The sequence below is a fragment of the Streptomyces sp. NPDC046931 genome (genome assembly GCF_040644655.1).
In the GTDB taxonomy this organism is placed as follows: Bacteria; Actinomycetota; Actinomycetes; order Streptomycetales; family Streptomycetaceae; genus Streptomyces.
Genome location: NZ_JBEYWX010000002.1, coordinates 1 through 13523, shown reverse-complemented (window position 1 = coordinate 13523; position 13523 = coordinate 1). Strand labels below are relative to the sequence as shown.

Sequence of the window (13523 nt, the reverse complement as noted above, 5' to 3'; positions counted from 1 at the left end):
TCAGTCGCCGGCGGAGGACTGGTCCCGGTGCGGTACGCGCCGGAACAGCAGGTCGTTCACCACATGCCCCTTGTCCAGCCCCTGGCCCTCGAAACGGGTCAGGGGACGGAATTCGGGCCGTGGCGCATAGCCGCCGCCGGGCCGGGTGTTCTCGAAGTCGGGGTGCGCGGTGAGCACCTCGAGCATCTGCTCGGCGTACGGCTCCCAGTCCGTCGCGCAGTGCACCAGCGCGCCCGGCTTGAGGCGGGCGGCGGCGAGCGTGAGGAACTCGGGCTGGATCAGGCGCCGCTTGTGGTGGCGCTTCTTCGGCCACGGGTCGGGGAAGTAGACGCGCAGCCCGTCGAGCGCGTCGGGCGGGAGCATCTCGCGGAGCAGAATGATCGCGTCGCCGTTCGCGACCCGGATGTTGGTCAGCCCGTTCCGCTCGGCGAGGCCCAGCAGATTGCCCTGACCGGGGGTGTGCACGTCGACGGCGAGGATGTTGGTGTCCGGGTCGTCGGCGGCCATCCGCGCGGTGGCCTCGCCCATGCCGAAGCCGATCTCGAGCACCACGGGGCGCGTGTTCCCGAACAGCTCGGTGAGATCGACGGTCCGCTGCCCGTCGATGTCCAGTCCCCACTGGGGCCACAGCCGTTGCAGGGCGTCCGCCTGCCCGGCCGTGACCCGGCTGCGCCGCGGCTGGAAACTCCGGATCCGCCGCTCGAAGTGGGACCCGGCGGGATCGGCCCTCGGCCCGTCGGGGAAGCGGGGCTCTCCCTTGGCCCGGCTGTGGCGCGGGGAGGCACCGTGGATACGCGGGGGCCGGCCGGCGGGGGCGCCCGCGGGCTCTTGGGGGGCGAAATCGAGAGAGTCAGACACAGTGGCATCAATTTTAGGGGGAGGACGACCGTGACCGGCCGGCCCGGCCCGTCGTACGGCATCGCGACGGCAGCCCGACGGCACCCGGCATGGCGACGGCGGTCGGGAGCCGGGTCCGCGGGCGGCTCACGCCCGGGCCAGTACCGCCAGCGCCCTGCGTGCGACCTCCCGCCCGATCGGCAGCGAGGCGGTGGCGGCGGGCGACGGCGCGTTCAGTACGTGCACCGCCCGTGCCCCCTGCCGGATCAGGAAGTCGTCCACCAGCGTCCCGTCCCGCAGCACGGCCTGCGCCCGCACTCCCGCCGGGGCCCGCACGAGGTCGTCCGCCCGGACCACCGGCAGCAGCCTGCGCACCGCCTGGGTGAACGCCTCCTTCGACACCGACCGCCGCAGCTCACCCGCCCCGTACCGCCAGTGCCGCCGTGCTATCCGCCACGACCCCGGCCATGCCACCGTCGCGCCGAGTTCCCGTGGCCGTACGGCTCCCCAGCCGTACCCCTCGCGGGCCAGCGCGGGGACCGCGTTCGGCCCGATGTGGACCTCTCCGTCGATGCCTCGCGTCAGATGCACCCCGAGGAACGGAAAGGCCGGATCCGGCACCGGATACACCAGCCCCCGCACCAGCTCGGGCCGGGCCAGCGCGTAGTACTCGCCCCGGAACGGCACGATCCGCATGCCGGGCTCGTCGCCGGTCAGCCGGGCCACCTCGTCACAGTGCAGTCCGGCGCAGTTGACCAGCACGCGTGCGCGAAGGACCGTCCCGTCGGCCGTGCGCACGGCGACGCCCAGGGCCGGGCGCCGGTCGATCCGTACGACCTCCGCCCCGTACCGGATCTCCGCCCCGGAGGCCTCGCCCAGCTGCCGGGCGACCGCCACGAAGTCGCAGATCCCGGTCGTGCCCACGTGGATGGCGGCGAGACCGCGCACCTCCGGCTCGTACTCCGCGATCTGGGCCGGGCCCAGTTCCCTGACCGGTATGCCGTTCTCCCGGCCGCGCTGGACGAGTGCGTGCAGGCGGGCCAGCTCCTCGCGCTCCGTGGCGACGATCAGCTTGCCCGTGACGGAGTGCGCGATGCCGTACTCGGCGCAGAACTTGACCATCTCGGCGGCGCCCTTCACCGCGTAGCGCGCCTTCAGGGAGTCGGGGCGGTAGTAGATCCCGCTGTGGATGACCCCGCTGTTGCGCCCCGTCTGATGGCGGGCCGGCCCTGACTCCTTCTCCAGGACCGTCACCCGGGTGCCCGGGGCGGCACGCGTGATCGCATACGCCGTCGACAGGCCGACGATGCCGCCGCCGATCACCAGCACGTCGCAGTCGTACGCGATCTTCCGCACCTGCTCCACCTCCCGGTTTCGATAGTGCACTGCGCCACTGACAATGCCCTCAAACCCCGGAGGAACCGAAGACCGCGCAGGTCACACGGCCGCGTCGGGCCCCGGAAGGGCGCGTCGGCCCCGGAAGGCGCGCCGGGCCCCCGGAAAGGGACCCGGGCCTCCCGGCGGCGCGCCTACGCCGGTGCCATCAGCAGCGGCCGTGCCCGCTCCCGCAGCTCCGCCACGCGCGGTTCGTCCCCGTACGGCTCCAGCCGGTGCAGCAGGTCCCGCACGTACTCGGTGGTGCGCGCCGACGATATGCGGTTGGCCACCTCCACCGCCCGCACGCCCTGCTCGCAGGCCGCGTCCAGGTTGCCCGACTCCAGTTCGGCGACCGCCGACACGACCAGCCGCAGCCCGTGCGAGCGCACGAACTCCTCCGTGGGCCGGGACAGCGCCTGCTCGGTGAAGCGGCGGACCTGGCGCGGGGCCTTGAGGTCGCGGTAGCACTCGGCGGCGTCGGCCGCGAAGCGGTCGTAGGAGTAGAAGCCGAGCCAGGACGGGTCGTTGTCGCCGTCGCGGGCCCGTTCCAGCCAGCCCTCGGCGGCCTTCAGGGCCGCGCCGGCCGCCTGGGCGTCACCCGCGCGCGCGTGCGCCCGGGCCTCGACCAGACGGAAGAAGCTCATGGTGCGGGCCGTGGCCAGGCCGCGGTTGCGTTCCAGGGCGGCCTGGGCGAGGTCGACGCCCTCGTCGCCGAAGCCGCGGTAGGTCGCCTGGAGCGACATGGAGGCCAGGACGTATCCCCCGAGGGGCACGTCGGCGGCCGCCCGGGCGAGGCGCAGTGCCTGGATGTAGTAGCGCTGGGCGGCCTCCTGCTGTCCCGTGTCGAAGGCCATCCAGCCGGCCAGCCGCGTCAGTTCGGCGCTCGCCCCGAACAGCGCCCGGCCCACCTCGTCCGAGTAGGAGCCGAGCAGCAGCGGCGCCGCCTCCACTCGTAAGCACTCGGGCACCATGGACGAACGCCAGTCGCCGCCCCCGTACTTGGAGTCCCAGCGTCTGGCGTCCTCCGCGGCCTCGCGGAGTTTCCGTACGTCGCTGTGGCCGACCTTCAGCGGTGCTCCCGATCCGTCGCCGGAGCCGGGGTCGCGCGCCACCGAGCTGTCGGCCGGGGTTATCAGCCAGCGGGAGGCAGGGGTGGCGTAAGCGCTCACCGCGAACGATCCGGCCAGCGACTGCCAGATGCCGCCGCCGGTCCGGCGCCCGGCGAGGTCGAGGCGGTACAGCTCCGTCGCCGACTTCACCGCCTGTCCTACGTCCCGGGGGAAGGCGAGGCCCACTTCCGGTGCGGGATCCGCGTCCGCCAGCCCGATCTCGTGGAGCGGTACCGGGCGGCCGAGCTTCTGGCCGATGGCCGCGGCGATGAGATGCGGCGCGGCGCCCTGCGGCACCATGCCCTTCGACACCCAGCGCGCCACCGAGGTCTTGTCGTAGCGAAGCGTCAACCCGCGTTGGGCGCCAAGGTCGTTGACGCGCCGGGCGAGTCCTGCATTGCTGATTCCCGCGAGGGCGAGAACGGCGCCGAGCTTTTCGTTCGGCCCGCGTTGCTCCCTGGACATGCGCCACCCCTCGAACAGACGGCTGCCGCAGCGATGGCATAACCGTGCGGCATTCGTAAACCCAGCGTAGTTCGCCGCATCCCATGCGTTAAGGGGCTTAAATCCGGATGGCGGGATTGTGGTCCGTACCTCAGTACGGAGTGTTGCGGTGTGCTCCTGGTGTGTGGCCGTGCGCCCGCCCGTGCGCTCTTCTCCGGCCACCGGGGGAACGGTTCCATGGGCCGTGCGTGGGTCGGCCCGCTGCACTGGATCCAGTGGGCTGGGGGACACCGCCGCCTCCATCCCCGCGGGCGGCGGACCGGTCCGGGAGGCGAACTCCGCCTCCCGGACTGTGCGTTGCGCAGCCCCTGTACGGAGCGTGCGCACGCCTGCCTGCCCTCCACCGCTTTGGCTGAAAATCGACGGTGGTTTTCGGGGGTGATCAAGCCCCCCACCATGACTCTTGAGGGCGCGAACAGCGTTTTCGGGGAGCGAATCGGGGGCGCATTCGCGTCGCTGTCTTTCTCCGTTCTCCCTGCCCGAAAAGGGAGTTCACCGGCTGGTGGCCGGAGGTCCAAGGGCGCGTTGCGGGGCGTGTAAGGCGTGGCGCAAGCCCTCCGGCGCGCGTTCTTCGTGGCAGCATGGGAGCCGTTCGTACGGTGCACTGGTTGTCCACAGCCTGTGGAGGCGTCGATGCGGTGGTTGGTGGGATGGAGCAGCACCGCCGCTGGAGCCGCCGGGCCGGGATCGGCCGGAGCCACCGGATACGACGGTGAGACCGTGCACCCGGTTGGCGCCCAGCTCCTGTGGGGCGACCCCGATCCCCTGTGGGCCGTCGGTGACTGGCGCCCCGACGAAGTGCGCGTAGTGAAGGCGGACGCGCAGACCCGTATCGCGGTCCTCGGCATCTGCGGGGCCTCCGACGAGGAACTGCGCGTCGGCCTGTTCGCCGCCCGTGGAGGAGCACTTCGCCATCTGACCGCCTGGTCCGGCAGCTACACCGCCGTCGTCCAGGTCGGGCGCAGGATCACGGTGTGCGGTGATCTCGCCGGCGCGCGGCCCGTCTTCCACACCCCCTGGGCCGGCGGCACCGCGTACGCGACCGCCGCGCTCCCCCTCGCCGACCTCATCGAGGCCAATCTGGACTTCGGGCACCTGGCGGCCCTCCTCGCCGCCCCCGACGTACCGGCCGCGCTCCACGACTCGACCCCCTACGACGGCGTACGGCGCATTCCGCCGGGTCACGCGCTCATCCTGCGCGCGGGGGCCCGGGAGATCGCCGGCTATGAACCGGTCGCCTCCCTGGCGGTCGCCGCGCCTCCGGCGGACCCGGCCGACGCCGTGGACGCGGTGCGCGACGCCCTGGTCGACGCCGTACGCGCTCGGCTGGCGGCACCTCGGCATGTGCCGGGCGTCGAGATCGACCCCGGACCCGTCCCCGGAATGGGACCGGCGGAACGCCGCGCGGCGCGCGGCATGCCCGTTCCCGGGATCGGCGCGGACCTCTCCGGAGGGCCGGCCTCCGGCACGCTGGCTCTTCTCGCGGCCGGCCTTCCCGGGATGCCCGGCACGATCCTCGGGCACGGCACCGGTGCCGGCGAACGCCTGCTGGCCGTCACCTTCAACGACCTCGCCGTGCGGGGCCGCGACGCCGAGCTGGAGCGGGCCGGCACCCTCGCCGCCAATCCCCGTCTGCACCATGTGGTGGTGACCGGAGGAGAGGAAGCGCTCCCCTACGCCGAGCTCGAGGCCCCGCTGACCGACGAGCCGGGCCCCTCCCTGGTGACGGCGGCCAGGCACCGCGCGCGACTGGCTTCGGGCAGCGCGGACCACTTCACGGGCTACGGCGCGCGCCAGGTCCTCGACGCGCATCCGGCCCGTCTCGCGGACCTGCTGATGGACCGCAGGCGACGCCATCTCGTGCGTCCGGTCGCCGCGCTGGCGAGGGCCGACGGCTCGGTGATGGTCTCGGCGCGCGTGTACGCCGCGGCGCGCAAGCTGGCCCGCACGTCGTACCGGGCCGGTGTCGCCTCGCTCGCCGACCGTCTGATGCAGCAACGCTTCGAGGAGCCCGGGGGAGCGGTGGGTGCGTCGCTCGCCGCCCTCACCTGGGCCAGACCGGGGCCGGCGGCGCGCTGGCTGACGGGCGAGGCCCTCGCGGAGGTATCGGCTCGCCTGCAAGGAGCCGCCGGCCAGGCGGGAGCCGGTCCCGGGCAGCGCCCCGGAGACCACCGCGCGCGTGCCGCGCTGGCGAGACACGCGGCGGACGTACGGGTGCTGGAACAGGCCGCCGAGATCCGTTCCCAGCGGCTGCACTCGCCGTTCCTGGACAATCAGGTCGTCCGTGCCTGCCGTGTGCTGCCGGAGGCGCTGCGGGTGCAGCCGGGGGCGCGGGCGGCGATCCTTCGCACGGTCCTGGAGGGCGCGGGTGTCGGGGGACTGCCGCCCGGCTGGGGCGCCCCCTCGCATGCGTCGTCGGCGGCCGCGGCCCGAGCCGGTCTCCGGGTGGCCGTTCACTCCCTGATGGCCCTGTTCGACACGCCTCTGCTGGCGGAGGCGGGTCTGGTGGAGGCCCGGGTCGTCCGCAAGGCGGTGCGCGCCGCGGCGGACGGCGAGCCCCTCCCGCTGGACGGCCTCGCGGACCTGGTCTCCCTGGAGCTGTGGCTGCGCCGCCTGCTCGCCCGCCGGGGCACATGCTGGTCGGGCACCCCCGCCCGGGCGCGCGCGGTACCGGCGGGCATATCGGCACGCGGGCGAGCGCTCGGGGCCGGGACGTAAGCACCGCAGGCCCGACGGCGCATCCTCCCCTGCGTGAGCGTCCCCGACCCCCGTACGCGGGCGACGCGGTGCCCGCGTACGGGAGGTTCCGTCGGGTGGTGGGCCCCCGGTGCCCGGGGCCCGGCCGACTCACGCCGGGCGGGACCGCAGTCCCTCCAACAGGATGTCGAGCAGCCGGGTCGAGGCCGCCGCCTGCTGTGCCGCGTCCGGCAGCGAGGGCGCCGCCGTGGCGATCACCAGCAGCACGTCCGAGACGGTGACGTCCGCCCGCAGCTCACCCGCCGCGCGCGCCCGCTCCACGAGCTGTCCGACGACCTCCAGCAGCGTCGCCGTGCCCACGTCGTCCGGCTCCGGCGCGGGCTGGGCCACGAGCCGCAGCTCGGTGGCCGAGGGCATCCGCTGCTGCGGCAGCCGCGCCTCGTCCACGGGCGCCGCGCCGGGACCCTCGGTCCCTTCCTCGACGACCCCGACCCGGAGCACCTGCGGCGGCAGCAGCCGCCCCGCGCCCGACGCCACCGACGTCCGCAGGAAGCGCGACAGCGCCGACCACGGATCGTCCTCCTGGCCGAGTGCCGCCCTGGCCTGGTCGGTCAGCCGGGACGTCTCCTCCTCGGCTATCCGCCGCACCAGGACGTCCTTGCTCGGGAAGCGCCGGTAGACCGTGCCGACGCCGACCCGCGCGCGCCGTGCCACGTCCTCCATCGGTGCGCCGTACCCCAGTTCGCCGAAGACCTCGCGCGCCGCGCGCAGTACATGTTCCAGGTTGCGCTGTGCGTCCACCCGCAGCGGCGTCGTCCGCGAAACGTCCTCGCGTCCGTTGCCCGCCGCAGCGCCCACCGTGCCCGCCGCTGCCACAGCGGACGCGGATGACCAATGAGAGTCCTGAATGTGCATAAGTGTTCCCCCGGTAATGACGTCTCCCCCCGGAGACTCTCCCCGCCATCGGAAGCCGGAGCGTACGGAACGAGCGTCGTACGTGTCCGGGCCCGCCCGTCGCGAGCCCGTCGAGCGCGTCCCCCTACACCCCGTCGACACACGAACATAGTTGAGAGGGGGTCAATTCAGAAGGGGCAGGTTCCGCACGGAGCGCCCCCCGATCGGAGTACGGGCCGGTTACGTCCCGATTGCGCCCCCGAGTTCCACCCGGCTCACACCCACTGACCTGCGGATTTTCCGTGTACTCCGGTAATCCGGCCAACCCTGCGGGGTACCGCCGTCCGGTCACACAATGTGCCAGACCTGTGGACAAACTCGCGCGCCCGGTGCGTCATGGGATGGTGACGGCTGCATTTCATCGGGCGACGCCCACCGAACCCCCGAAGTGTGTGCGCATCCTCATCGTGGGCGGCGGCTACGTCGGCCTGTACACGGCCCTGCGGTTGCAACGGAAGCTGAAGGCGGAACTCGGCCGGGGCGAGGCGGAGATCGTGGTGGTCTCGCCCAATCCCTACATGACGTATCAGCCGTTCCTGCCCGAGGCGGCCGCCGGAGCCATCTCGCCGCGCCACGTGGTCGTCCCGCTGCGCCGGGTCCTGGACGGCTGCCATGTGGTCATCGGCGAGGTCACCGCCGTCGACCACGCCAAGCACACCGCCACGGTCGCCACCCTCGCCACCGGGGAGAGCGGGCGGACGGAACAGTTCTCGTACGACGAACTCGTCCTCGCCCCAGGCTCGATCTCGCGCACCCTTCCGATCCCCGGCCTCGCCGATCACGGCATCGGCTTCAAGACCCTCGAAGAGGCCATCGGCCTGCGCAACCACGTCATCGAACAGATGGACATCGCCTCCTCCACCCGCGACCCGGCGATCCGTGACGCGGCCCTCACGTTCGTCTTCGTCGGAGGCGGATTCGCCGGAGTGGAGGCGCTCGGCGAGCTGGAGGACATGGCGCGCTACGCCGCGCGCTACTACCACAACGTGAAGCCCGAGGACATGAAGTGGATCCTCGTGGAGGCAACCGGCCGCATCCTCCCGGAGGTCGGAGAGGAGATGGGCCGGTACACGGTCACCGAGCTGCGCCGTCGCAACATCGACGTACGCCTCGAAACCCGCCTCGAGTCGTGCGTCGACCGGGTGGCCGTCCTGTCCGACGGCGCACGCTTCCCGACCCGTACGGTCGTGTGGACCGCCGGGGTGAAGCCCCACCCGGTGCTCGCGGCCACGGACCTGCCGCTGAACGGCCGCGGGCGTCTGAAGTGCACCCCCGAGCTGACCGTGGAGGGCGTCACGCACGCGTGGGCCGCGGGGGACGCGGCCGCCGTCCCGGACGTCACCGCGGAGGACCCGGGCGCGACGACCGCACCCAACGCCCAGCACGCGGTGCGCCAGGCCAGGGTCCTCGGCGACAACATCGTGCGCTCGCTGCGCGACCAGCCCCTGGAGACGTACGCCCACAAATACGTCGGCTCGGTCGCCTCCCTGGGGCTGCACAAGGGCGTGGCACACGTCTACGGGCGCAAGCTGAAGGGCTACCCCGCCTGGTTCATGCACCGCACGTACCACCTGAGCAGGGTGCCCACCTTCAACCGCAAGGCCCGGGTACTGGCCGAGTGGACCCTGGCCGGACTCTTCAAGAGGGAGATCGTCTCCCTCGGTTCACTCGAACATCCCCGTGCGGAGTTCGAACTCGCGGCCGGTGGAAAGCCTTCAGGGGACCCGAAGGGGTCGTCCTGACCGGATCCAGGAACTACCCCGTAAGGGCCGACGTCTGACGGATGTCGGCCCGGTCCGACAGACTGGTCCCCGACCCCGGGCGGGCCGACCCCCGCCCTGACGAACCCACCAGGCTTTCCCCACTGTGCCGCCACCCCGGGGGCAGGCCCCCGGACTCCAGACCGGATCCGGAGCCGGCCGGCTACGACAACGACAAGGCAAGGAATCGGTGAACTTCACGCGCTGGAGCGCCCGGCTCCCCGGAACGCAGCGCCGCGCCGCAGCGCGGACCGAGCACGCGGTCCCCCCGGACCGGCGGGGAGAAGGCTCCGTGCCCGCGGCCCGCGCCGAGCGGCTCACCGAAGACCCGCCGGGCGTGCCAGCCGTCGACGAACTGCCGGTGCGCGAGGTCCTCGACCGCATCCCGGCCCTCGTCGCCCTGGTGCACGGCCCGGACCACCGCGTCGCGTACGTCAACGACGCCTACGCCGCGGCCTTCGGCCCCCGGCCACTGGGCGAACCCGCGTGCGAGGCACTTCCCGAGCTGGAGGAACTCGGGCTCCTTCCGCTTCTGGACCAGGTGCTGCGCAGCTCCAGGCCGCGCACGGTCAAGTCCCGCAAAGCGCCCGGTGGCCGCTCCTACACGTTCACATGTACGCCGGTCGACGTACCCGGCGACACCTCCCGGGGCGTGCTCGTGTTCGCCGCCGACGTCACCGACCACGCCGAGGCGGCGGAGCGGCTGCGCGCCAGCGAGCGCGAGCAGCGCCGCACGGCGGTGACCCTTCAGCGCTCCCTGCTGCCCCAGGAGCTGGAACAGCCCGACGATCTGCGCATCGCCGCCACCTACCAGCCCGGCGGCACCGAGGCCGCGGTCGGCGGCGACTGGTACGACGTCATCACCCTCGGCGGCGGCCGCACGGCCCTCGTCATCGGCGATGTGATGGGCAGAGGCGTCAGAGCCGCCGCGGTGATGGGCCAGCTCCGCACGGCCGTCCGCGCCTACGCCCGCCTCGACCTGCCCCCGCACGAGGTCCTACAGCTCCTCGACGGTCTCGCCACGGAGATCGACGCCAACCAGATCGCCACCTGCGTCTACGCCGTCCATGACCCGAACGAGGGCCGCCTGGTCTACGCATCGGCCGGCCACCTCCCGATCCTGGTCCGCGACGAGAACGGCAGTGTGCTGCGGGCCGACGAGCCCACCGGCCCGCCCCTCGGCACGGGTGGCTGGATGTATGCGTCGGGCTCGGTTCCGCTGGGGCCCGGTTCCACCGCCGTCCTCTACACGGACGGTCTCGTCGAGCGCCGGGACGCCGACCTGGACGAGGGCATCGCGGCCCTGGAGAGCGCCCTCTCCGGCGCGACGGGCACGCCGCAGGTGATCTGCGACCGCCTGCTGCGCTCGGCGGGCGTCACCGCGGGTCACGACGACGACGTCGCGGTCCTCGTGCTCGAGCACCCCGCGCGTACGGGCCCGGACGGCGACCTCTTCCGCAACGCCGCCCTGGAGCTGCTCGGCGGGGTGGAGGCGGCGCCACGCGCGCGTGCCTTCGCCTCCGGGGTCCTGACGAGCTGGCGGTTCCCGGCGGATCTGCACGATCTGGGGGTGCTGGCGGCGAGCGAACTGGTGGCGAACTCGCTCCAGCACGGCATGCCGCCGATGAAGCTGCGCCTCAGACGCACGGACCGCCGGCTGATCGTCGAGGTGACCGACGGGGACGACCATCTGCCCCGCCGCCGCCGGGCGGAACCGGCGGACGAGGCGGGGCGGGGCATCGCGATCGTGGCGACGATCGCGTCGAGCTGGGGCTCGCGCCGCACACCCGGGGGCGGGAAGGCGGTGTGGTGCGAGTTCGCCCTGCCGCGGGGCGCGGGCTGAGTGGCGGGGGTCCGGCTCAGGCGCGCGCCGACGCGGGTTCCGCCGCCGGGCCGCCTTGCGCCACCACCAGGGTCCGCCCGGACCACGGCTGGTTCTGCGCGGAGGTGAGCCGCCGCCCGAGCCGGAGGGCCAGAACCGTGATGCCCAGGGAGAACAGCAGGAATGTGACGACGTACGGCGCGGGCAGCGACGCGGCCAGCGGACCGCCCACCGCCGGGCCGACCGCGAGGGCCAGCTGTTTCACCAGAGCGAAGGCCGAGTTGTACTGACCGGCCATCCCCGTGGGCGCGAGATCCGCCACAAGCGGCGCGAGCGTCGGCGACAGCATCGCCTCACCGAGACCGAACAGCGCGTACGTCGAGACGAACGCGGCGGTCGCCATGGCCTGGCTGCCGTGCCCGAGGCCGGCCCACCCGGCCAGGGCCCACGCGACGGCCCAGACGAATCCCACCGCCGCGATGACCCGGGACCGCTTGCGCCGCTCCACGAACTTCAGCACCGCGAACTGCGCGACCACGATCACGGCCGTGTTCGCGGCAAGCGCCGTACCCAGAGCGGACGTCGAGATGCCGGCCGCCTCCACGCCGTACGCGCTCAGACCGGACTCGAACTGGCCGTAGCAAGCGAAGAACAGCACGAAGCCCAGCACGCACAACTGCACCATGGCCCGATTGCCCAGCAGCTGCTTCCAGCTCGCCCGGCCGCTCTGCGGGGCCCCGTCCTCGATGCCGGGCGCGTGCGGGATCCGGACCGTCGACATGAGGACGACGAGCAGCAGGAAGATCGCGGCCTCGATCGCGAACAGCAGGGTGAAGGACGCCGCGCGGGAGGTGTCGATGAGGTGGCCCCCGATCAGACCGCCGACGCCGAGGCCCAGGTTCTGGAGGAAGAACTGGAGGGCGAAGGCGCGCGACCGGGTCTCCGAGGTGGAGCAGTCCACGATCATGGTGGCAAGCGCCGGCTGCATCACGGCCTGCCCGGCACCGAGCACCGCGGCCGACAGCAGCACGCTCACCGCGGTCCCGGACAGTCCCAGGGTGAGCGATCCGAGGGCGGCGGTGGCGAGGGCGGCGAGCAGAACCGGAAGGGGGCCGCGCCGGACGATGGCCCGTCCGGCGATCGGCAGCACCACGAGCGCGGCCACGGCGAAGACGGCGAGTACGACACCCGCCGTCGCTGCACCGAGATCCCGCACCTGCGCCACATAGACGTACAGATACGGGACGGTGAAGCCGAGTCCGAATGCGCTGAGTGCGTTGCCCACGTGGATCCGGCGCATCGCTGCGCCCATCGCCCTGGTCACGTTCACCTTCTTCCTTCCGAGGAGGGCACCCCTGGGCGTGACCCGGAGGTCTTGCGCTTGAAGCGGTTAGCCCTGAACACTTAGAACCTAAAGTTTCGACCTAAACAGTACACTCCGAAGGACTTCAACGCCAAGCGATGGCGTGCGATACTGCGGTCATGGGCGACAACCCCGGCGTCAGTGAGCCGACCCTCGACGAACAGATCGCCGCCTACCAGCGCGAATTCCGGGACCTGGACCCCCAGGTCGAGAAGATCGTCTCGGCGCTGTCCCGCCTCAACCGCCGCATGAACGTGGCCTACGGTCGCCAGACCGCCGCGCTGGGCATCAGCAACGCGGAGTGGGAGGTCCTCAAGGCCCTCGTCCTCTCCGGCGCCCCCTATCGGATGGGCCCGAGCGACCTGGCCAAGCGGCTCGGCCTGACGCCGGCCGCGATGACCCACCGCATCGACCGCATGGTGAGCGAGGGCCTGGTCACCCGGGAGCGGGACGAGGCCAACCGGGTCCGTGTGATCGTGGAGCTGACCGCCGAGGGCCGAGAGAAGTGGCTGGAGGCGATGCGCCAGGCCTCCGGGTTCGAGGAGGACCTCCTCCAGGACCTCTCGTCCGAGGAACGCAACCTCCTCGGTGAGGTGCTGACCCGACTGCTGCGCCGCGTGGAACACGCCCAGCCCGATGCGGGCGGCCGCCTGAGCGATCTGGACTGACGCGGCTGAAGGTTTGCCGGCGCGCCTCCCTGGGGAGGCTTGACAGTCCACACCGCGATCCGTAAAGTTCTTCGGGTTGCCACGGAGCCGTAACGGTTCTGCGGCAGCACCTCCGCCGCAGCAGCGGCAGCAACCCACTCAGCAAGATCACCCAATGGGGTCGAATTCGGCGTGCCGGAATTCAATTCGATTTGGGTACGGCGAGTCCGATCCACCGCGATTGGGAATCGCCGGAGAGATCCGCTAGGGTTGGAGGCGTCGGAACGGCCGAAGGGCCGGGAGGACAACCCCGGTTGACTGGGGATCAGGAACCGAACGGGCCGGAAGGCCCCAAGGAATCTGATAAAGTCGACACCGCCGGAAGGCCGAAAGGCCGGAAAGCACCGAGGAAATCGGGTCGAGAAAAGATCTGATAGAGTCGGAAACACCGAA

General features: G+C 72.3%; 9 protein-coding genes. 4 read left to right on the top strand and 5 right to left on the bottom strand.

Going from position 1 to position 13523, the window contains the following annotated elements:
* The 3 genes from trmB to ABZ876_RS04100 all read right to left on the bottom strand — a co-directional run bounded on the left by trmB (window position 1) and on the right by ABZ876_RS04100 (window position 3788).
* Complete coding sequence (gene trmB, locus ABZ876_RS04110) at window positions 1-792, bottom strand: tRNA (guanosine(46)-N7)-methyltransferase TrmB (protein ID WP_361775519.1); 792 nt, start codon at window positions 790-792, stop codon at window positions 1-3.
* A 192-nt stretch (window positions 793-984) separates the two neighbouring features.
* A complete protein-coding gene (gene lhgO / locus ABZ876_RS04105) occupies window positions 985-2202 on the bottom strand; it encodes an L-2-hydroxyglutarate oxidase (RefSeq protein ID WP_361775516.1) in 1218 nt (405 codons plus the stop codon).
* A 164-nt stretch (window positions 2203-2366) separates the two neighbouring features.
* A complete protein-coding gene (locus ABZ876_RS04100) occupies window positions 2367-3788 on the bottom strand; it encodes an MFS transporter (RefSeq protein ID WP_361773980.1) in 1422 nt (473 codons plus the stop codon).
* A gap of 672 nt (window positions 3789-4460) precedes the next feature.
* On the opposite strand from ABZ876_RS04100, the gene ABZ876_RS04095 reads away from it, so the two are divergent.
* Window positions 4461-6545, top strand: coding sequence for an asparagine synthase-related protein (locus ABZ876_RS04095; protein ID WP_361773977.1), 2085 nt, complete (start codon window positions 4461-4463; stop codon window positions 6543-6545).
* A gap of 129 nt (window positions 6546-6674) precedes the next feature.
* Here the strand turns inward: ABZ876_RS04095 and ABZ876_RS04090 are convergent, their stop codons facing one another.
* Window positions 6675-7439, bottom strand: a complete 765-nt coding sequence (locus tag ABZ876_RS04090) for a helix-turn-helix domain-containing protein (RefSeq protein WP_361773974.1) — start codon at window positions 7437-7439, stop codon at window positions 6675-6677.
* Window positions 7440-7870: 431 nt separating this feature from the next.
* Between ABZ876_RS04090 and ABZ876_RS04085 the strand changes: the two genes are divergently transcribed.
* Both ABZ876_RS04085 and ABZ876_RS04080 read left to right on the top strand, forming a co-directional pair.
* A complete protein-coding gene (locus ABZ876_RS04085) occupies window positions 7871-9220 on the top strand; it encodes an NAD(P)/FAD-dependent oxidoreductase (protein ID WP_361773971.1) in 1350 nt (449 codons plus the stop codon).
* Window positions 9221-9428: 208 nt separating this feature from the next.
* Window positions 9429-11081: a SpoIIE family protein phosphatase gene (locus ABZ876_RS04080; protein ID WP_361773968.1), complete on the top strand. Its 1653-nt coding sequence runs from the start codon at window positions 9429-9431 to the stop codon at window positions 11079-11081.
* A gap of 16 nt (window positions 11082-11097) precedes the next feature.
* Here ABZ876_RS04080 and ABZ876_RS04075 read toward each other — a convergent pair whose 3' ends face one another.
* On the bottom strand, window positions 11098-12360 hold the full coding sequence (locus tag ABZ876_RS04075; RefSeq protein ID WP_361775513.1) for an MFS transporter: 1263 nt from the start codon (window positions 12358-12360) through the stop codon (window positions 11098-11100).
* Window positions 12361-12542: 182 nt separating this feature from the next.
* Between ABZ876_RS04075 and ABZ876_RS04070 the strand changes: the two genes are divergently transcribed.
* Window positions 12543-13091: a MarR family transcriptional regulator gene (locus ABZ876_RS04070; protein WP_361773965.1), complete on the top strand. Its 549-nt coding sequence runs from the start codon at window positions 12543-12545 to the stop codon at window positions 13089-13091.
* Window positions 13092-13523 lie beyond the last annotated feature (432 nt).